Annotated in this window: 25 protein-coding genes and 1 riboswitch; of the genes, 16 read left to right on the forward strand and 9 right to left on the reverse strand. The window is 66.9% G+C overall.

Annotated elements, in window-relative coordinates; translation table 11 throughout:
* Positions 1 to 73: 73 nt before the first annotated feature.
* Both IB273_RS16320 and IB273_RS16325 read left to right on the forward strand, forming a co-directional pair.
* The gene (locus tag IB273_RS16320) at positions 74 to 958 is read left to right on the forward strand and encodes a sugar nucleotide-binding protein (protein WP_192224550.1); all 885 of its coding nucleotides are present in this window, start codon (positions 74 to 76) and stop codon (positions 956 to 958) included.
* Complete coding sequence (locus IB273_RS16325; protein WP_192224551.1) at positions 951 to 1898, forward strand: NAD-dependent epimerase/dehydratase family protein; 948 nt, start codon at positions 951 to 953, stop codon at positions 1896 to 1898. Before IB273_RS16320 ends, IB273_RS16325 begins: the two co-directional genes overlap by 8 nt.
* On the opposite strand, the gene IB273_RS16330 is transcribed toward IB273_RS16325, so the two are convergent.
* The 6 genes from IB273_RS16330 to IB273_RS16355 all read right to left on the reverse strand — a co-directional run bounded on the left by IB273_RS16330 (position 1879) and on the right by IB273_RS16355 (position 6280).
* Entirely contained in the window at positions 1879 to 2235 is a 357-nt protein-coding gene (locus IB273_RS16330; RefSeq protein WP_192224552.1) for a SirB2 family protein, read from the reverse strand. The two genes, IB273_RS16325 and IB273_RS16330, sit on opposite strands and share 20 nt — an antisense overlap.
* A gap of 57 nt (positions 2236 to 2292) precedes the next feature.
* Entirely contained in the window at positions 2293 to 3012 is a 720-nt protein-coding gene (locus tag IB273_RS16335; RefSeq protein WP_081517113.1) for an OmpW/AlkL family protein, read from the reverse strand.
* Positions 3013 to 3149: 137 nt separating this feature from the next.
* The gene (locus IB273_RS16340; protein ID WP_081517114.1) at positions 3150 to 3668 is read right to left on the reverse strand and encodes a DUF3299 domain-containing protein; all 519 of its coding nucleotides are present in this window, start codon (positions 3666 to 3668) and stop codon (positions 3150 to 3152) included.
* 39 nt (positions 3669 to 3707) lie between these two features.
* Entirely contained in the window at positions 3708 to 4973 is a 1266-nt protein-coding gene (locus tag IB273_RS16345; RefSeq protein WP_192224553.1) for an ABC transporter permease, read from the reverse strand.
* A 2-nt stretch (positions 4974 to 4975) separates the two neighbouring features.
* Entirely contained in the window at positions 4976 to 5683 is a 708-nt protein-coding gene (locus IB273_RS16350; RefSeq protein WP_081517116.1) for an ABC transporter ATP-binding protein, read from the reverse strand.
* A gap of 15 nt (positions 5684 to 5698) precedes the next feature.
* Positions 5699 to 6280, reverse strand: coding sequence for a DUF2796 domain-containing protein (locus IB273_RS16355; protein WP_081517117.1), 582 nt, complete (start codon positions 6278 to 6280; stop codon positions 5699 to 5701).
* A 129-nt stretch (positions 6281 to 6409) separates the two neighbouring features.
* Between IB273_RS16355 and IB273_RS16360 the strand changes: the two genes are divergently transcribed.
* Positions 6410 to 6763, forward strand: a complete 354-nt coding sequence (locus tag IB273_RS16360; RefSeq protein WP_192224554.1) for a hypothetical protein — start codon at positions 6410 to 6412, stop codon at positions 6761 to 6763.
* Between the two features lie 187 nt (positions 6764 to 6950).
* On the opposite strand, the gene trxA is transcribed toward IB273_RS16360, so the two are convergent.
* The 3 genes from trxA to IB273_RS16375 all read right to left on the reverse strand — a co-directional run bounded on the left by trxA (position 6951) and on the right by IB273_RS16375 (position 9153).
* Positions 6951 to 7820, reverse strand: a complete 870-nt coding sequence (trxA, locus tag IB273_RS16365; protein WP_192224555.1) for a thioredoxin — start codon at positions 7818 to 7820, stop codon at positions 6951 to 6953.
* 212 nt (positions 7821 to 8032) lie between these two features.
* Complete coding sequence (locus IB273_RS16370; RefSeq protein WP_151189288.1) at positions 8033 to 8689, reverse strand: class I SAM-dependent methyltransferase; 657 nt, start codon at positions 8687 to 8689, stop codon at positions 8033 to 8035.
* Positions 8686 to 9153, reverse strand: a complete 468-nt coding sequence (locus IB273_RS16375) for a YbaY family lipoprotein (RefSeq protein ID WP_081517121.1) — start codon at positions 9151 to 9153, stop codon at positions 8686 to 8688. Before IB273_RS16375 ends, IB273_RS16370 begins: the two co-directional genes overlap by 4 nt.
* A gap of 129 nt (positions 9154 to 9282) precedes the next feature.
* Between IB273_RS16375 and nrdR the strand changes: the two genes are divergently transcribed.
* From nrdR to IB273_RS16440, 13 genes are all read left to right on the forward strand, one after another.
* Positions 9283 to 9747, forward strand: coding sequence for a transcriptional regulator NrdR (nrdR, locus tag IB273_RS16380; protein WP_045215192.1), 465 nt, complete (start codon positions 9283 to 9285; stop codon positions 9745 to 9747).
* The gene (gene ribD / locus IB273_RS16385; protein ID WP_192224556.1) at positions 9744 to 10844 is read left to right on the forward strand and encodes a bifunctional diaminohydroxyphosphoribosylaminopyrimidine deaminase/5-amino-6-(5-phosphoribosylamino)uracil reductase RibD; all 1101 of its coding nucleotides are present in this window, start codon (positions 9744 to 9746) and stop codon (positions 10842 to 10844) included. The genes nrdR and ribD overlap by 4 nt, the downstream gene beginning before the upstream one ends.
* A gap of 122 nt (positions 10845 to 10966) precedes the next feature.
* Positions 10967 to 11129, forward strand: a riboswitch (FMN riboswitch).
* A 154-nt stretch (positions 11130 to 11283) separates the two neighbouring features.
* A complete protein-coding gene (locus IB273_RS16390) occupies positions 11284 to 11952 on the forward strand; it encodes a riboflavin synthase (RefSeq protein WP_192224557.1) in 669 nt (222 codons plus the stop codon).
* 16 nt (positions 11953 to 11968) lie between these two features.
* Positions 11969 to 13066, forward strand: coding sequence for a bifunctional 3,4-dihydroxy-2-butanone-4-phosphate synthase/GTP cyclohydrolase II (gene ribBA / locus IB273_RS16395; protein ID WP_081517124.1), 1098 nt, complete (start codon positions 11969 to 11971; stop codon positions 13064 to 13066).
* A gap of 97 nt (positions 13067 to 13163) precedes the next feature.
* Complete coding sequence (gene ribE, locus IB273_RS16400) at positions 13164 to 13640, forward strand: 6,7-dimethyl-8-ribityllumazine synthase (protein ID WP_081517125.1); 477 nt, start codon at positions 13164 to 13166, stop codon at positions 13638 to 13640.
* A complete protein-coding gene (gene nusB / locus IB273_RS16405; RefSeq protein WP_138216902.1) occupies positions 13637 to 14119 on the forward strand; it encodes a transcription antitermination factor NusB in 483 nt (160 codons plus the stop codon). The genes ribE and nusB overlap by 4 nt, the downstream gene beginning before the upstream one ends.
* Positions 14120 to 14122: 3 nt before the next feature.
* Complete coding sequence (gene thiL / locus IB273_RS16410) at positions 14123 to 15082, forward strand: thiamine-phosphate kinase (RefSeq protein ID WP_081517127.1); 960 nt, start codon at positions 14123 to 14125, stop codon at positions 15080 to 15082.
* Between the two features lie 2 nt (positions 15083 to 15084).
* Complete coding sequence (locus IB273_RS16415; RefSeq protein WP_081517128.1) at positions 15085 to 15600, forward strand: phosphatidylglycerophosphatase A; 516 nt, start codon at positions 15085 to 15087, stop codon at positions 15598 to 15600.
* 9 nt (positions 15601 to 15609) lie between these two features.
* Positions 15610 to 16395, forward strand: a complete 786-nt coding sequence (locus IB273_RS16420) for a substrate-binding periplasmic protein (RefSeq protein WP_081517129.1) — start codon at positions 15610 to 15612, stop codon at positions 16393 to 16395.
* Between the two features lie 5 nt (positions 16396 to 16400).
* Positions 16401 to 17045 carry a TIGR02281 family clan AA aspartic protease gene (locus IB273_RS16425; RefSeq protein WP_081517130.1) on the forward strand — a complete coding sequence of 215 codons (645 nt, stop codon included), beginning with the start codon at positions 16401 to 16403 and terminating at the stop codon, positions 17043 to 17045.
* A gap of 137 nt (positions 17046 to 17182) precedes the next feature.
* The gene (gene ribA, locus IB273_RS16430; protein ID WP_081517131.1) at positions 17183 to 17812 is read left to right on the forward strand and encodes a GTP cyclohydrolase II; all 630 of its coding nucleotides are present in this window, start codon (positions 17183 to 17185) and stop codon (positions 17810 to 17812) included.
* Positions 17809 to 18225 carry an MFS transporter gene (locus IB273_RS16435; RefSeq protein ID WP_192224558.1) on the forward strand — a complete coding sequence of 139 codons (417 nt, stop codon included), beginning with the start codon at positions 17809 to 17811 and terminating at the stop codon, positions 18223 to 18225. Before ribA ends, IB273_RS16435 begins: the two co-directional genes overlap by 4 nt.
* Positions 18225 to 19025, forward strand: a complete 801-nt coding sequence (locus tag IB273_RS16440; RefSeq protein WP_192224559.1) for a cobalamin-binding protein — start codon at positions 18225 to 18227, stop codon at positions 19023 to 19025. Before IB273_RS16435 ends, IB273_RS16440 begins: the two co-directional genes overlap by 1 nt.
* Positions 19026 to 19055: the final 30 nt, after the last annotated feature.

A 19055-nucleotide genomic window follows, 5' to 3' on the forward strand; every position in this document is an offset into this window, starting at 1 on the left:
GGAAAAATGCGGGCATCATCCCCGGCGCCTTGCGCGCCGGCGGTAACCCACGGATTCGAGTGACCCCCAGAATATGCGCATGCGCCTGATGCTGTTGGGTGGCGGTAATGCCCTTGGACAGGCGCTGATCCGCCTTGGCGCCGAGGAGGACATCGGCTTCCTCGCCCCCCGGCCGCCCGAGCAGGGCTGGGATGCTTCCAGCCTCACCGTCCTGCTGGACGAGACCCGCCCCGACGCGGTGATCAACCTCGCCTACTACTACGACTGGTTCCAGGCCGAGGCCGTCGACGCCGCTCGCCTGGCCAGCCAGGAGCGCGCGGTGGAGCGTCTGTCCGAACTCTGCCAGCACCACGAGATCCTGCTGATCCAGCCGTCCAGCTACCGCGTGTTCGATGGCGCCCGCGCCACCGCCTACAGCGAGAAGGACGAGCCGCTGCCCCTGGGCCCGCGTGGCCAGGCGCTGTGGCGCATGGAACAGTGGGTGCGGGCGACCTGCCCGCGGCATGTGCTGCTGCGTTTCGGCTGGCTGCTGGACGACAGCGCCGACGGCGTGCTCGGCCGCTTCCTCGAGCGTGCCGAGAAGGAGCAGGTGCTGTTCCTCGCCGACGACCGGCGCGGCAACCCGACCCCGGTGGATGACGCCGCGCGGGTGATCCTCTCCGTGCTCAAGCAACTCGACTGCCAGGCACCGCTGTGGGGCACCTACAACTACGGCGGCCTGGAGGCCACGACCACCCTGTCCCTGGGCCAGGTGGTTCTCGGCGAGGCCCGCGCCTTCCATACCCTGGCTGTCCAGGAACCGAGCCCGCAGGCCCACGCCGCGCGCCCGGATGCCGGCGACGAACCGCAGCACGCGGTGCTCGCCTGCAAGAAAATCCTCCATACCTTCGGTATCAAGCCGCGCGCCTGGCGCGCCGGCCTGCCCGCCTTGCTGGATCGCTATTACCGCCATGTCTGATCGTCTTTCCCCCTCCGCGCAGCCCATCCTCATCACCGGCGGCGCGGGGTTCATCGGTTCCCATCTGGCTGACGCGCTGCTGGCGCAGGGCTTCGCCGTGCGCGTGCTGGACGACCTGTCCACCGGCCGGCGCGAGAACCTCGACAGCCGCGTCGACCTGATAGTCGGCAACGTCGCCGATGAAGCCGCCCTGCGTGGTGCGCTGAGCGGCTGCCAAGGTGTCGTGCACCTGGCGGCCATCGCCTCGGTGCAGGCTTCGGTGGAAGACCCGGTGGGCACCCACCGCGCCAACTTCATCGGCACCCTGAACCTCTGCGAGGCCATGCGCCAGGAAGGCATCCGCCGGGTGCTGTTCGCTTCCAGCGCGGCGGTCTATGGGCAGAACGGCGAAGGCTCCGCCATCGACGAGGACGTGGTGAAGGCGCCGCTGACGCCCTATGCCGCGGACAAGCTGGCCAGCGAGTACTACCTGGACTTCTACCGTCGCGAACACGGCCTGGAGCCGGCGATCTTCCGCTTCTTCAATGTCTATGGCCCGCGCCAGGACCCGTCCTCGCCCTATTCCGGGGTGATCAGCATCTTCGCCCGGCGCGCCGAGCAGGGCCTGCCGATCACCGTGTTCGGCGACGGCGAGCAGACCCGTGATTTCATCTACGTCGGTGACCTGGTGAAGCTGCTGATGACGGCGCTGCTGGCCGATGACGTGGCCGAGTCGGCGATCAACGTCGGCCTCGACCAGTCCACCAGCCTCAACCAGTTGCTGGCCGAGATCGGCAACCTCACCGGCGGCCTGCCGGAGATTACCTACCTGCCGGCGCGCCACGGCGATATCCGCCATTCCCGCGCGGACAACCGGCGCCTGCTGCAGCGCTACAGTCTGGACGCACCCACGCCGCTGGCCGATGGCCTGGCCCAGTTGATCACCACCAGGGTTTGTTGACTGCCAGGTAGAAGATGCCGGCCAGCGAGCCCAGTGCCAGAGCGCTGAGCAGTGCCTTGGCTGGCTTCGTCGCGCTGCGCAGGGCGAAGGCCGCCAGCACGATGTAGAGCACCAGCAGGCCGAGCTTCACCTGCAGCCAGACCGGCAGCGGCCAGGGCATCGCCAGGTGCACCAGGCCCAGGGCGCTGAGCAGCAGCAGGGTGTCGATCAGATGGGGTAGCCCGCGCTGCCAGCCGGTTGGACGCTTGCCCCACCAGCTCAGGCCCAGGCGCAGGAGGAAAAGCAGCGTGCTGATGATCGCAAGGCTGACGTGCAGTGCTTTGAGTTCGAGGTACATACCGGTTCCCTGAAAGTGAAAAAGGCGCCCTTGGGCGCCTTTTTCATGTTTGCTCCGTCAGAAACGGTAGCCGAAACCGACCATGTAAACCCAGGGGTCGACGTCAACATCGACCTTGGTTTTCTGTACGCCCAGCGCGGACGGGCCGTCTACGCTCGCCTTGGTGTCGATGTCCATGTACCAGACAGCGGCGTTGACGAAGGCGTGCTCGTTGAGCATGTAGTCCATGCCCAGCTCGGCGGCCAGGCCCCAGGAGTCCTGCAGCTTCAGGTTGCTGAAGCCCTGGTCCTTGCGGTTGCTGGCCAGGTCTTCGTCGAAGAAGGTGGTGTAGTTGATGCCCAGGCCGCCGTACGGCTGGAAGGCAGAGTTGGTACCACCCATGGGGTAGTACTGCAGCAGCACGGTCGGCGGCAGCTGCTTGATGTCGGCCAGCTTGCCGTCCAGGCCGGTCAGGCCGGTGGCCTTGTTCAGGCCCTTGACGTCGACCTGGTGGTTGAACGGGGTGGCGGCGACCAGCTCGATGCCGATCTTGTCGGTGAGCAGGTAGGCGAAGGTCAGGCCCAGCTGGGTGTCGCTGTCGACAGTGGCCTTGGTGCCGCTGACCTTGGTGCCGTCGAGCTTGACGTTGGAGCTGCTGTCATCGGGCGCCACGGTGGCGAAACCACCACGTACCAGGAAGTCGCCGGCCTGGTGGCCGCGAATGTCGGCGGCCTGGGCTGCGACCGGCGCTGCGACGGCAAGTGAGAGAAGCGAAGTGGTGAGCCAGGACTTACGCATGATGAGCTCCAATATCTCTTTGGTATAAGTGTTGGTGCCCAGAATAGTAGACAGCGCTAAAAGCGCACTTTTGACCTGGCTCAATAAAGACCACAAGCTTTGTAGGAATCGAGGGTGCGGCAAAGCGCCGCGCCCTGTCACTGGCCGGTGTATTCGTAGGGTTCGATGCTGCTGGCCTGCATCTGGTAGCCGGCCTCGGCGAGGTCGCTTTCCATCGCCTTCACGCTCATCCTGCCGATGATCCAGAAGGGCTGATAAAGCTCGTCGACTTTTACGCCCTTGCCGCCTCGAACATAGACGATCTGGTTGGACGGCGGTGCCGGCACGTGGATGCAGGCGCCGTAGTAGGGCACCAGCAGGAAGTCGCGAACGGTCTGGCCGTCTTCCTCCACTTCTAGCGGCACGATGTAGCCGGGCATCTTCACTTCCTGGCCGTCCAGCTGCTGTACCACGGGAGCGTTGGGTATCTGCTGCTTCACCGCCGGTCCACTCTCCGAATTGAGTACATCGGAGAGCTTGGACATATCGTGCAGCGGCACTGGCGGCGGGGGCGGCGGTGCGCCCTCGGGGATCAGTTCCGGCCAGCTCAGCTCACGCGGCGCCGCCCAGACGGCGGCGCTGGTGAGCATCAGCAGGAGAAACAGCAGGCGACGCATGGGGCTTTCCTTCAGGGGGCTGGCTCGCAGGGGGCTGAATCAGAGGCGGATCGACAGGCCATCGGCCAGCGATTGCCGGTAGGCACGCCACGCCGGTACACAACCGATCAGCAGCGCCGCCAGGAGTATGCCGCCCAGCAGTGACCATTCATAGGCGCTGGGCAGCGCCAATGGCAGGAAGATGCCGTAGTTCGCCTGGACGTACGCCTGGCTGCCGGCGATGCCGGCGTAGAGCAGCCCGATGCCCAGTGCCACGCCCGCCAGCGCCAGAGCGAAGGCTTCCGCCACCAGCAGGCTGAAGATGTGCCAGGGCCGCGCGCCCACCGAGCGCAGGATGGCCATCTCGCGGCGGCGTTCGTTGAGGCTGGTGAGGATGGCGGTGAGCATGCCGATCAGGCCAGTCAGCACCACGAACAGCGAGACCACGAACAGCGCCTTCTCCGCCGTGCCCATCAGCCCCCACAGCTCCTGCAGCGCCACGCCGGGGAGGATCGCCATCAGCGGTTCGCCGTCGTATTCGTTGATCTGCCGCTGCAGAGTGAACGTTGCCACCTTGCTCTTGAGGCCCAGCAGGAAGGCGGTGATCGCCTTGGGCTGCAGGTCCATGCCGCGCGCCTGGTCTTCGCTGACGCGGCCGGCGCCGCGTGCCGGGACGCCGTTCTTCCAGTCGACGTGCAGCGCCTCCATGCCTTGCAGGGAGATGTGCAGGGTGCGGTCCACCGGCGTACCGGTGCGCTTGAGGATGCCGACCACGGTGAACGGCTTGTCGTCGTGCTGCACCAGGCTGATGGTGCTGACGCCGTGGGCCAGGACGATCTTGTCGCCCAGCTTGTAATGCAGGGCCTGCGCGACTTCCGCGCCGAGCACCACGTCGAACAGGTCCTGGCCGAACGGTTTGCCCTCTGCCAGCTCCAGCGTCTGCCCGCGGCCGAAGCGGTAGTGCTCGAAGTAGCCGGTGTCGGTGCCCATGACGCGATAGCCGCGGTGCGAATCGCCCAGGGAGATCGGGATGGCCCACTTCACCAGCGGGCTGTGGGTCACCGTCTCGTAGCTTTCCCAGCGGATGTTGTTGGTGGCATTGCCGATGCGGAATACCGAGTAGAGCAGCAGGTTCACCGAGCCGGAGCGGGCGCCGACGATCAGGTCGGTGCCGGAGATGGTGCTGGCGAAGCTGGCCTTGGCCTCTGTGCGTACGCGCTCCACCGCCAGCAGCAGGCAGGCGGAGAGGGCGATGGCGAAGATGGTCAGCAGCGCGGTGAAGCGGCGGTTGGACAGGCTGGCGAGCGCCAGGCGCAACAGGTACATGCTCAGATTCCCGGAGCGCGGGCGGCGCGGTTGAGGTCGGTCAGCGACAGGCTGCGATCGAACAGGGTCGCCAGGCTCTGGTCGTGGCTGACGAACAGCAGGCTGGCGCCGGCCTCGCGGCATTCGGCGAACAGCAATTGGAGGAAGGCTTCGCGGGCGTCGGCGTCCAGCGCCGAGGTCGGTTCGTCGGCGATCACCAGTTCCGGCTGGCCGATCAGCGCGCGGGCGGCGGCGACGCGCTGCTGCTGGCCGATCGACAGGCTGTCGGCGCGGCGTTCGATCAGCGCCGCATCGCCCAGGCCCAGATGTTTGAGCAGCGCCTCGGCGGCCTTGGCCACGCTGCCGTGGCGCAGGGTCGCGCGCTCGGCGCGGCTGTGGGAGAAGTGACAGGGCAGCTCGACGTTTTCCCGCACTGAAAGGAACGGCAGCAGGTTGAACTGCTGGAAGATGTAGCCGGTGTGATCGACGCGAAAATGATCGCGGCGCGAAGGCTTCATCTGCGCGATGTCTTCGCCGAGCAGCTTCACGCTGCCGCGCTGGGGGCGCTGCACGCCGCCGAGCAGGCCGAGCAGGGTGGTCTTGCCGCTGCCGGACGGGCCCTTGAGGAACAGGGTCTCGCCACGGGCCAGGGTGAAGGCCGGGATGTCCAGCAGCTCCGCCTGGCCGGGCCAGGCGAAGCCGAGGTTGTCGAGTTCGAGCAGTGCGGTCATTTCAGAGCGTCGTGATCAGAAGTTCAGGGTCGGGTTGGCGGCGGTCAATTCTGCACCTTGCTGGCCGCTCGGGCCGATCAGTTGTACCTGAATCTTCTGGGTCGCCGGGAAGCGTTTGAACAGCGGCGCGAAATCGAGGGTGGCGAGATCCTGCGGCTGGGCGCAGGTCAGCTGGTAGTGGGCGTCGATGTCGGCGTGCTGGTGACCTTCGTGTTCGTCGTGGTCGCCATCTGCATGTTCGTGGTCATGATCGTGGTCTTCCGCCTTGGGCGCATCGCCGAACAGCGGGCTGGATAGCTCCACCGACTGCACGCTGCATTTTGCCGAGACGGGCAGGGCGAGCAGTTGCAGCGGCTGCTTGAGCTGGGCCTGCACGGCGGCAACCGTGGCCTTGTCGGCGTCGCTGGTGGCGGTGTGCTCGAAGCCGACGAAGTTCATCGCCGGGCTGTCCATCTCCAGTTCCAGGGTCTTGCCGTCGAGGGCGACGTTGAGCTGGGCGACGCCATGCTCGTGCTTGCCGAGGCTGCCGTGTTCATGTTCGTCGTGGGCCTGGGCGGCGAGGGGCAGCAGGGCGACAGCGAGGAGCAGGGGGCGCATGGGAAACTCCGGTCTGTTGAATGATTTTGTTACGTTATAACAGATGAATTATTAACGCCAGCTTAGCGTTCATTTGGCGCGACGCCTGCACCGTGGGAGCATGCGCGAAAGGCCGCGAGGAGAAGGGCGATGCTGAGAATCAAGGGCACCATCGGCGACTGGCCGGTGGACCTCACCGTGGAGATGGACGACGCCGACTGGGCGCGGCTGGCGCAGAACCTGCCGGCTGCCGCTGTGGCGCCGGTGGCCGCTGCCGTGCCGGCGCCCGCAGCGGGCGCGCCAGTGGATCAGCTGTGGCTGGCCGCGCAGGGCCTGCTGCGCCGCAGTGGCAGCAGCGAGGGACCGCAACTGCTGGATGAGCTGGCGGCGCTGGCGGGGAGTTCAGGGGCGGCGAAGGGGCTGCTGGTGCGCCTGCGGCACAGTCCGAAGGTGAAGATCGAGGTGCACGAGGGTGTGCAGGTCTTCAACTGGATCGAGGAGTAGAAACCTTCGCGGCCTGCTCTGGTAGGGCGAGTAACGCGCCAGCGTTATCCGCCGCGAATTTGATGGCGCATAACCTGTTCCAGGTTATGCGCCCTACGGTTCGGGAGGCCTCTGCGCTGGGGGAAAGCGCTGGCACGGACCGAGCCCATGCCGCCATGAAAAAGGGCGCCTCGCGGCGCCCTGTTTATCAGTACAACACGTTCGCCAGTTTGCGCCGGTAGGCGATCACCAGCGGATGGTCGTTGCCCAGCAGGTCGAACACCTGGACCAGCGTCTTGCGCGGCAGGTCCTCGCCGTAGCTGCGGTTGCGCACGAACAGCTTGAGCAGGGCGTCCAGCGCCGCCTCGTACTGCTGGCGGGCCAGTTGCTGGACGGCCAGTTGGTACGTGGCTTCGTCGTCGTTGGCGTCGGCGGCCAGGCGGGTCTTCAGTGTGGCGGCGTCGGGCAGGTCGGCAGCCTGGCGCAGGAAGGTCAGCTGGGCCTTGGCGGCGGCCAGCGCCTGCTTGTGCTCGTCGCTCTTCACTGCGTCGAGCACGGTCTCGGCTTCACCCAGCTCGCCGCGCTCGGCGAGGCAACGGGCGTAGAGGATCAGCGCGGCGGCGTTGGTGTTGTCTTCGCCCAACAGCACCTTGAGTTGTGCCTCGGCTTCGGCAAAGCGGCCTTCGTTGAAGGCGTTCTGCGCCAGTTCCAGTGGATTATCGGCGGCCGGAGCGGGTGGCTGTACGTGCTGCTCGAGCATCTGGCGGATCGCCGATTCGGGCTGCGCGCCGGCGAAGCCATCCACCGGCTGGCCGTCCTTGAACAGCACCACGGTGGGCAGGCTGCGGATGCCGAAGCGCATCACGATGTCCTGCTCGACGTCGCAGTTGACCTTGGCCAGCAGCAACTCGCCCTGGTAGGACTCGGTGATCTGCGCCAGCAGCGGCATCAGCGCCTTGCACGGGGCGCACCAGTCGGCCCAGAAGTCCACCAGGACCGGCTTGTGGAAGGAGTTCTCGATGACGACCTGATCGAAGTTGGCGATTCTGGCGTCGAAGATGTAAGGCGTATCGCTCATAGGGAATCTCGAATCGAGTGGGGCGATGAAGGTGGTTGCCACTATAAGTGGGGGCGCTGCCTGACGGAAACAACCCACACGCTGGCGCCGGCATTCCCTGTAGGAGCGCCCCATGGGCGCGATCGCGGGCATGGCCCGCTCCTACAATGGCGCACCCGTCGCGCATTGAGCGTAGGACTGTATCCGAGATGGTTTGCCCCGCCGCGCCGGCGCTACCCGCGGCGCGCGTGATAGAGGCTGACGTGGCGGAATTCGGCCGGCTCGGCCAGGTCCGGCCAGGTGCAGCCGTCGAGAATACCCAGGCGCTGGTACAGCGGATGGCTGAAGTCGCGGACCCGCGAGTCGGCGACCAGGGCCTCGCGGCCACGGCTGAGGAATTCGTCCAGCAGCGGCAGGTTGGCGCGGTCGTAGAGCACGTCGGCGACGATGATCAGGTCGTAGCGGTCTTGCTCCTGGAAGAAGTCCGCCGAATAGCTCAGCTCCACACCGTTCAGCTCGGCGTTGGCGCGGCAGGCGTCCAGCGCCAGTGGGTCGAGGTCGCAGGCCACCACTTCGGCGGCACCGGCCTTGGCCGCGGCGATGGCGGCGATGCCTGAGCCTGCGCCGAAATCCAGTACGCGCTTGCCGCGCACCCACTCGGGTTTCTCGGCCAGCCAGTGCGCCAGCACCAGGCCGCTGGCCCAGCAGAAGCACCAGTAGGGCGGTTCTTCGAGGATGCGCCGGGTTTCGTCGGGGCTGAACTCGCGGTCCATGTTCTGCGCGTCGATCAGCCAGAGGCGGATGTCGGTGCCCGGCAAGGTTTCGGCGGACAGGCGCGCGTCGCCGAGCAGTTCACCGAGGGCTGTCTGCAGGGAAAGCGGTGGCGTCACGGCGCGCGCTCCAAGCGCAGCTCGCCGAGGGCGCGGGTTTCCGGCTGGGTGATGCGCACCGGCGGCAGGCGCCAGGCCAGCTGGCCGGACTGCGAGACGCGGCCATGCAGTTCGACGCGGGCGCCGGCCGGGAAGGATTCCGGGTTGAACACCACGCGGAACGGCAGGGCCTGGCCGGTGGCAATCATCTTCTCGCTGGAGAGCAACTGCTGCGGGCGGTCGCGCTGGTCGATCACCAGCAGCGCCAGTTCCACTTCGCTGCCGGCTGGCAGGAAGCCCTGGGAGCTGCTGAGCTGGCCGCTGAGGGCGCGCATGTTGGCCGGCACGGGCTCGTCCAGCGGGGAAGTCGATTTCTTCGTGACGGCGACTGGCTGGGTGACCGGTGCAGGCTTCTCGCTGGCGCAGGCGGCCAGCAGGACGGTAAGGGACAGGCAGAGCAGGCGGGCGAACATGGCGGGCTCCATCGCAACAGATTCCAGGCGGGCGCCTATATAGCCTAATGCCTGCGGCGTGTCTCGTGGGAGCGGGGTTTCTTCGGCCAGTCGATGCGCTACCATGAGCCTCTTACCTTTCCTGACTGCCCAAGACTCGCCATGCACTGTCCTTTCTGCGGCGCCCACGACACCAAAGTCATCGATTCGCGCCTGGTCGCCGAGGGCGACCAGGTCCGCCGGCGCCGTGAGTGCCTGAACTGCGGCGAGCGTTTCACCACCTTCGAGACCGCCGAACTGGTCATGCCGCGCCTGATCAAGCAGGACGGCAGTCGCCAGCCCTTCGACGAGGACAAGCTGCGCGCCGGAATGCAGCGTGCGCTGGAGAAGCGTCCGGTGAGCATCGAGCGACTCGAGGAGGCGATGGCGCACATCAAGCACAAGCTGCGCGCCACCGGCGAGCGCGAGATCAAGTCGCGGGTGCTGGGCGAGCTGGTGATGGCCGAGCTGCAGAAGCTCGATGAGGTCGCCTATATCCGCTTCGCCTCGGTGTACCGCCGCTTCCAGGACCTCAACGAGTTCCGCGAGGAAATCGAGCGCCTGGCTCGCGAGCCGTCGAAGGAATGAGTGGCATGGATGAGTTCTGGATGGCCCGCGCCATCGAGCTGGCGCGCAAGGGCTGGTACACGACCCATCCCAACCCGCGCGTCGGCTGTGTCATCGTCCGCGATGGCGAGGTGGTCGGTGAAGGCTGGCACGTGCGCGCCGGCGAGCCCCACGCGGAAGTCCACGCCCTGCGCCAGGCTGGCGACAAGGCCCGTGGCGCCACCGCCTACGTCACCCTGGAGCCCTGCAGCCATTTCGGCCGCACGCCGCCGTGCGCCGATGCGCTGATCGGCGCCGGCCTCGCTCGCGTAGTCGCGGCCATGCAGGACCCGAACCCGCAGGTCGCCGGCAGCGGCATGAAGCGCATTGCCGAAGCGGGCATCGAAGTGCGCTCCGGCGTGCTGGAAAACGAAGCCCGCGCGCTGAACCAGGGCTTCCTCAAGCGCATGGAAACCGGCTTGCCGTTCGTCCGCGTGAAGCTGGCGATGAGCCTGGACGGCCGCACCGCGATGGCCAGTGGTGAGAGCCAGTGGATCACCGGCCCAGCCGCGCGCCGCGCCGTGCAGCGCCTGCGCGCGCAAGCCAGCGTGGTGCTGTCTGGTGCCGATACGGTGCTGACCGATGACGCCCGCCTCACCGTGCGCCCGGACGAGCTGGGCCTGGACGCCGAACAGGCTGAAGTGGCCTCCCGGCGCCAGCCGCTGCGCGTGCTGATCGACGGCCGCCTGCGCGTGCCGCTGACCGCCACCTTCTTCCAGGCCGGCCCGGCGCTGGTGGTGAGCACCCAGGACGATCCGAACTACGCCGTGGTCGGCCACGAACTGCTGAACCTCGCCGGCCTCGACGGCCAGGTCGACCTGATGGCGCTGCTGGCCGAACTCGGCCGCCGTGGCGTCAACGAGGTGCTGGTGGAAGCCGGTCCGCGCCTGGCTGGAGCCTTCGCCCGCCTCGGGCTGGTGGACGAGTACAGCATCTTCATGGCGCCCAAGCTGCTCGGCTCCTCCGCGCGCCCGCTGCTGGAGCTGCCGCTGGAGCGCATGAGTGAATCCCGCGAGCTGAAGATCGTCGACATCCGCGCAGTGGGAGACGACTGGCTGGTCACGGCCAGACCGCTGTGATGGCGCGCCGGCGCCACTGACTTGGGCTTGCCGCCGGGCGCGGAGCGATCAATAGGAAGCTTCCGACTTGCGCCGGCCTGTGGTAAAACGCCACACGCGGTCGACGCTGTAACGACCGCGATTGACGTTCTCAGGGCGGGGTGCAAGTCCCCACCGGCGGTAATGGCGCGCAATGCGTCTAGCCCGCGAGCGCCTGTCCAGACCGGTTCGCCGGATGGCCAGGGTCAGCAGACCCGGTGTGATTCCGGGGCCGACGGTAATAGTCCGGATGAAGAGAGAACGGGATGAGCCATCGGGGCGTGCCTGCGCGCGTCCGTGAAATCCCTTCGATCGATACGCCCTGTTTTTTAACCAAAACAGGAGTTCGCCACATGCATCATCTTTCCCAGTTGGCTACGCGGCCTTGCCGGCCAGCGGCCTTTGCCGTGCGGGAGGCCTCATGTTCACCGGCATAATCGAATCCATCGGCACCATCGCATCCATCACCCCGAAAGGCGGTGACGTGCGCCTGTACGTGAAGACCGGCAAGCTCGACCTCGCCGACGTCAAGCTCGGCGACAGCATCGCGGTCAACGGCATCTGCCTGACGGCGGTGGAACTGCCCGGCGACGGCTTCTGGGCCGACGTCAGCCGCGAGACCCTCGCGCGCACCGCCTTCGCGCAGCTCAAGATCGGCAGCCGGGTGAACCTGGAAAAAGCCATGACGCCGACCACCCGCCTGGGCGGCCACCTGGTCAGCGGCCACGTCGACGGCGTCGGCGAGATCGTCAAGCGCGAGGAAAACGCCCGCGCCATCCAGTTCACCGTGCGCGCACCGCGTGAGCTGGCCAAGTACATCGCGCTCAAGGGCTCGATCACCGTGGACGGCACCAGCCTGACGGTGAACGCGGTCAACGGCGCCGAGTTCGAGCTGACCATCGTCCCGCACACCGTGCAGGAGACGATCATGGCGGACTACCGCGGTGGTCGCCTGGTCAACCTCGAAGTCGACCTGCTGGCGCGCTACCTGGAGCGCCTGCTGCTCGGCGACAAGGCGGCGGACCCCGCCGCCGGCGCTGGCGGCATCACCGAAGCATTCCTGGCCGAAAACGGCTTCATGAAACACTGATAAGGCTCTTCCCCGTATGGCACTCAACAGCATTGAAGAACTGCTCGACGACATGCGTCAGGGCAAGATGGTCATCCTCATGGATGACGAGGACCGCGAGAACGAAGGCGACCTGATCATCGCCTCCGAGTGTGTCCGCACCGAAGACATCAACTTCATGGCCCGCTTCGCCCGTGGCCTGATCTGCATGCCGATGACCCGCGAGCGCTGCGAGCGCCTGGGCATCCCGCTGATGGTGCAGCGCAACGGTTCCGGCTTCGGCACCAAGTTCACCGTCTCCATCGAGGCCGCTGAAGGCGTCACCACCGGCATCTCCGCCGCTGACCGCGCCCGCACCGTGCAGGCCGCCGCCGCGAAGAACGCGGTTGCCGCCGACATCGTCAGCCCCGGGCACATCTTCCCGCTGATGTCGCAGCCCGGCGGCGTACTGGCTCGCGCCGGTCACACCGAAGCGGCCTGCGACCTGGCGCGCATGGCCGGTTTCGAGCCGTCCGGCGTGATCTGCGAGATCATGAACGACGACGGCACCATGGCCCGTCGCCCGGAACTGGAAGAGTTCGCCCAGCAGCACGGCATCAAGATCGGCACCATCGCCGACCTGATCCACTACCGCCTGATCCACGAGCGCACCGTCGAGCGCCTCGCCGAGCAGCCGCTGGATACCGAACTGGGCCAGTTCAAGCTGATCACCTACCGCGATTCCGTGGAAGGCGACGTGCACCTGGCGCTGACCCTGGGCAACGTCTGCCCGGAAGAGCCGACCCTGGTGCGTGTGCATAACCCCGACCCGCTGCGCGACCTGCTGATGGTCAACCAGGCGGGCCGCTGGAGCCTGCGCGCGGCCATGGCCAAGGTGGCCGAGGCCGGCACCGGCGTGGTCCTGCTGCTGGGTCACCAGGTCGGCGGCGACGATCTGCTGGCGCATGTCCGCGAGATCACCAATACCCCGGCGCCCGTGCAAAAGCCGACCACCACCTACAGCACCGTGGGTGCCGGTTCGCAGATCCTGCGCGACCTGGGCGTTCGCAAGATGCGCCTGATGTCGGCACCGATGCGCTTCAACGCGATATCCGGTTTCGACCTGGAAGTTGTAGAATACCTGCCCGCTGAATGAACCTCGCCGCCGTGCCCTGGCACGGCGGTGCCGTTCTTCTACCCTATTTGCGGAGCGCCACAGTGACGCTCCGGCTCTTTAACAGTGAGACTTGCCCATGACCCTGAAGACCATCGAAGGTACCTTCATCGCCCCCAAAGGCCGCTTCGCCCTGGTGGTTGGCCGCTTCAACAGCTTCGTGGTGGAAAGCCTGGTGGAAGGCGCTATCGACGCGCTGGTGCGCCACGGCGTCGCCCAGAGCGAAATCACCGTGATCCGTGCTCCGGGCGCCTTCGAAATCCCGCTGGTAGCGCAGAAAGTCGCCCAGCGCGGCGAGTTCGACGCCATCATCGCCCTCGGCGCGGTGATCCGTGGCGGCACCCCGCACTTCGAGTACGTTGCTGGTGAGTGCACCAAGGGTCTGGCGCAGGTTTCCCTGCAGTTCGGTGTGCCGGTCGCCTTCGGCGTGCTGACTGTCGACTCCATCGAACAAGCCATCGAGCGCTCCGGCACCAAGGCCGGCAACAAAGGCGCCGAAGCTGCCCTGTCCGCCCTGGAAATGGTGAGCCTGCTGTCGCAGCTGGAGGCCAAGTGAGCACCCAGGACGGCAACAACACCCCGGCCAAGCCCGCCAAGCCGAACAAGATCGCCATGCGTCGCAAGGCCCGCAGCCTCGCGGTGCAGGCCCTGTACTCCTGGCAGATGGCTGGCCAGCCGCTCAACGAGATCGAGGCGACCTTCCGTACCGACAACGATTTCAGTGATGTCGACGGTGCCTACTTCCACGAGATCCTGCACGGCGTACCGCGCCTGAAGACCGATCTGGACGAGGCGTTCACTCCCTGCCTGGACCGTGCGCTGGAAGAGATCGACCCGGTGGAGCTGGCCATCCTGCGCCTGGCCACCTACGAGCTGCGCAATCGCCTGGACGTGCCGTACAAGGTCGTCATCAACGAAGGTATCGAGCTGGCCAAGACCTTCGGCGCCACCGACGGACACAAGTTCGTCAACGGCGTGCTGGACAAGCTCGCTCCGCGCCTGCGCGCCGCCGAACTGCGTGGCGCCAAGCGCTGAGGCATGGGTGAGTTCGAGCTGATCCGTCGCTACTTCGCCTCGGCCGCCTGTGCGGCCGGCGGCGAGGCAGTGGCATTGGGGATCGGCGACGACTGCGCGCTCCTCGCGCCCAAGGCCGGCGAACAGCTGGCGATCTCCACCGACACCCTGGTCGTCGGCGTGCATTTTCCCGCCGTCTGCGATCCCTTCCTGCTTGGCCAGCGTGCCCTGGCGGTGTCCGCCAGCGACCTGGCGGCCATGGGCGCCGCGCCCATCGGCTTCACCCTTGCCCTGACCCTGCCCGAGGCCGACCCGGCCTGGCTGGAAGGTTTCGCCCGTGGCCTGAACCAGAAGGCGCAGGAATGCGCGCTGGTGCTGATCGGCGGCGACACCACCCGTGGCCCGCTGGCGATGACCGTCACCGTATTCGGCGGGGTGCCCGCCGGGCAGGCGCTGACCCGCGCCGGTGCGCGGCCGGGCGACCTGCTCTGCGTCGGTGGCCCGCTGGGCGAAGCGGGCGGGGCGTTGCCGCTGGTACTGGGCGAGATGACCGCCGAACCGTCCGTCGCCGAGCCGCTGCTGGCGCGCTACTGGTCGCCGCAGCCGCAGCTGGACTTCGGCCAGGCGCTGCGCGGCAAGGCCACCGCGGCGCTGGATATTTCCGACGGGCTGCTCGCCGACTGCGGACACATCGCCCGCGCCTCTGGCGTGGCGCTCATCGTCGAAGCCGACAAGCTGCCGGAAAGCCCGGCGCTGGAAACCCTGCTGGGCGCCGAGCGCGCGCAGCAGCTCAAGCTGGGCGCCGGTGACGACTACGTGCTCGCCTTCACCCTGCCTGCCGAGCATCTGCCGGCACTTTCGGCGAACTGGCCGGCCCTACGCGTGGTCGGTAGGGTGGAAGCCGGTTCGGGCGTACGCGTGCTCGATGGCGCTGGTGCCGACATCACGCCGCATCAGGGCGGCTACCTGCATTTCATGGAGTGACCGTGACAGAACACCCCAACCAGGCCCCGGCCCAACCCGTACCCCATTCGGTATGGAGCAATCCCTGGCACTTCCTGGCCTTCGGCTTCGGCTCGGGCACCCTGCCCAAGGCGCCGGGCACCTGGGGTTCGCTGGTTGCGCTACCCTTCATACCACTCTGGCAGATGCTGCCGGACTGGGGTTACTGGCTGATGCTGGGCGTCACCATGCTGTTCGGCTTCTGGCTGTGCGGCAAGGTTGCCGACGACCTGCGCGTGCACGATCACGAAGGCATCGTCTGGGACGAGATGGTCGGCATGTGGATCACCCTCTGGCTGGTGCCGGAAGGCTGGTGGTGGCTGCTGGTCGGGTTCGTGGTGTTCCGCATCGTCGACATTTCCAAGCCCTGGCCGATCAGCTGGATCGACCGCAACGTCCATGGCGGCGTCGGCATCATGCTCGACGATGTGCTGGCCGGCGTTTTTGCCTGGCTGGTGATGCAAGGCCTGACATGGGGTTGGGCCCACTGGCTGATCTGAGGAAGATCGATGCGCCGACTGCTGTGCCTGCTCCTCTGCCTGTGCTGGCTGCCGGCGACTTCCCTGACGTCGGCCCTGGCCTCTGACAAGGCCGCCGAAGCGCCTGCCGGGCTGCCCGCGGAAGTCCGGGTGGTCAGCGAAGTCTGGGTCAACTACAGCCAGGCAGACGGGCGTGGCCTGGCCTGGGATCTGCTGCGGGCCATCTACGAACCCGAAGGTGTGCGCCTGAGCCTGCGCAGCGAGCCCTACGTGCGCTCGGTCGGGCTGGTGCAGCGCGGCGAGGCGGACGCCTGGGTCGGCTCCTACCGCAACGAAATCGATCACATCATCTATCCGCACTGGCCCTATGACGTCGATCCGATCGGCGCACTGGGCCTGAAGACTTCTCCCCAGCCGACCCTGGCCACGCTCGACCGCTACCGCCTGGCGTGGATGCGCGGCTATGCGTTCGACCGCTACCTGGACCACCTCAAGCAGCGCAACGAGCTGCAACGGCGCAGCTCGGCCCTGCCAATGCTCGACGGCCACCGCATCGACTACTTCATCGACGCGCGGCCCGAGCTGGAAGAGATGATCGAGGCCAGGGGCGTTGATGCCAGCGAGTACCACATCACCGATATCGGCACCATTGCGCTGTATCTTGGCTTCGCCAACAACGACCGTGGGCGGGCATTGGCGAAACTCTATGATTCACGCATGCAGGTGCTTTACCGCAGCGGCGAGCTGGAACGCATCTTCGCCCGCTGGCACTGGCCCTACGCCCCGCTGAAACCGCTGCTGCCGCCCAAGGAGTGATCGCCATGCGCCTGTCCGCCCTGATCTGCCTGTCTCTCTGCTCCTTCGCTGCCGTGGCGGCGCCTCAGGTGCAGGTGGTGGGGCTGTTCCCCGGTGCCGCGGTGCTCAGCATCGATGGCCAGCGCAAGCTGGTGAAGGTCGGCCAGACCGGCCCGGAAGGCGTGCAGGTGGTCAGTGCCGACAGCCACAAGGCGGTGCTGCGCGTGGGCGGCGTCGAGCAGACCTATGAGTTGAGCCGCGAGTACAACACGGCCGGCTATGCCACGCCGGCCGCGCACGCCGAGACCAGCATCGCCCGCGGTACCGGCGGCCATTACTGGGTGGCCGGCACGATCAACAACCAGAATGCGCAGTTCCTGGTGGACACCGGCGCGACCTCGATCGCCATGAACGAAGGTCAGGCCCGGCGCCTGGGGCTGGATTACCGCGCCGGCGGTACGCCGATGATGGCCTCCACCGCCAGCGGCACGGCCAAGGGCTGGCGGGTGACGCTCAATAGCGTGAAGCTCGGCGGCGTCGAGGTGCTGGGGGTCGAGGCGGTGGTGCTCGAAGGCGACTTCCCCACCGAAATCCTGCTGGGCATGAGCTACCTCAACCGCGTCGGCTGGCGCGAAGACCAGGGCATGATGTACATCCAGGCCAAGCACTGAGCCCGTAGTCTGCAGTCCCCGTGACTTCTATCAAAAGCATCGATGCTTATCTTGCAGAATTCGCAATGACGGTGCGGCCGGCGCAGCTGTTACAATCCCGGTCCTCCTTCCTTAGATAAATCTTTCAGGAGTTTCCGGTGTCTGTCGTTTTCGTCGCCGCCTCCAAGCTGCCCACCCCCTTCGGCGAATTCACCATGCATGGCTTCCTCGACGAGGAAACCGGCAAGGAACACGTCGCCCTGACCATGGGCAAGCTCGACGACGGCCAGCCGGCGCTGGGGCGTCTGCATTCCGAGTGCCTCACCGGCGATGCGCTGTTCAGCCTGCGTTGCGACTGCGGTTTCCAGCTCGAGGGCGCGTTGTCGGCCATCGCCAAGGAAGGCCGCGGCGTCCTGCTGTACCTGCGTCAGGAAGGCCGTGGCATCGGCCTGCTCAACAAGATCCGCGCCTACGCCCTGCAGGACGAAGGTGCCGATACCGTGGAAGCCAACCTGGCCCTGGGCTTCGGCGCCGACCAGCGTGACTACGCCATGTGCCTGCCGATGCTCAAGCACCTGGGCGTCTGCTCGCTGCGGCTGATGACCAACAACCCGCGCAAGGTGAAGGCGCTGGAAGGCTATGGCCTGACCGTTGCCGAGCGCGTGCCGCTGCAGAAGGGCCTGAACCCGCACAACAAGCGTTACCTGCAGACCAAGGCAGGAAAGCTGGGCCACATGCTGGGCAACATGCATCAGGGCGAAGCCGAGGCCGAGGCATCCGCTTCGTGAATCGCGTCGCTGCCCGGCGCCGGCTGAATCTGCTCTGGTGGTTGCTGCTGGCGCTCGCGCTGGCGCCGCAGCACCTGATGCTGGCGCTGGTGGGCGAAGCGCCTGGGCCGGAGTCGCTGGCCACGCCGGTGTTCGTCGTCGGCCTGCTGTCGATGTTCCTCACCCTGCCGCTGTTCCGCCGCTACAAGCATGCGCTGATTGCCACCGGCAAGGCCCGTGACGGCGTGGATGAACCCGCCGCCTGGCAGGCGCTGGGCGCCGCGCAGCGCCGTGGCGCGCTGGTCGGCAGCCTGCCGGCCTGGATCGGCGCCCTGGCGGTGCTGGTCGACCTGCATGGCGTGCCCGTCCTGCTGCTGGGCTTCGCCAGCCTGGTCATCCTCTGGCTGTACCGCCTGCCGCGCCAACTGGCCTGATGCGCCGTTTCCTCTGCCTGCTCCTGCTGCTTGCCGGCTTACCGGTCGTGGCGGCGGAGCGGGTGGTGAGCCTCGCGCCTTCCCTCACCGACATGGTCCTCGAACTGGGCGCCGCCGACCGACTGGTCGGCCTGCTCGATGGCGGGCCGCGCGCGGAATCCCTGAAAGACCTGCCGTCCGTCGGCCGCTACGGCCAGGTCAACCTCGAACAGATTCTTGCCCTGCAGCCTGACCTGCTGCTGGTCTGGCCTGGAGCCGTGCCCGAAGCGCAGCTGCAGCGTCTACAGGCTGTGGGCATCCCGGTCTATGTGGCCGATCCGCACCGTCTGGAGGATATCGCCCGACAGTTCCGCGAGCTGGGCGAGCGACTGGGGAGGGCGGAAAAGGGCCGTGAACTGGCGGAAACCTTCGATTCGGGCATGGCGCAGCTGCGGGCGCAGTACCGCCGCGAGCAGCCGCTCAAGGTGTTCTATCAGGTGTGGGATCGCCCGCTCTATACCGTCGGTGGCCAGCAGATCATCAGCGAGGCGCTGGAGGTTTGCGGGGGCCGCAACCTGTTCGCCGATCTGGACCTGCCCGCGCCGCAGGTTGGCCTGGAAGCGGTATTGGCGCGCGATCCCCAGGTGATCCTGGCGGCCAGCGACGACCAGCTGCGCAGCTGGACCGGCATGCAGCAACTCAGCGCCACGCGGCTCAAGCAGCTCTGGGTGGTGCCGAATCGCAACCTGGAGAAACCGAGCTTCGCGATGCTCGACGCGACCGAGAAGCTCTGTCGGTTGCTGTCCAAGGCGAAAGAGTAGCCCTGTAGGAGCGGGCCATGCCCGCGATCG

Origin of the sequence: Pseudomonas sp. PDM19 (assembly GCF_014852215.1) — a bacterium.
In the GTDB taxonomy this organism is placed as follows: Bacteria; Pseudomonadota; Gammaproteobacteria; order Pseudomonadales; family Pseudomonadaceae; genus Pseudomonas.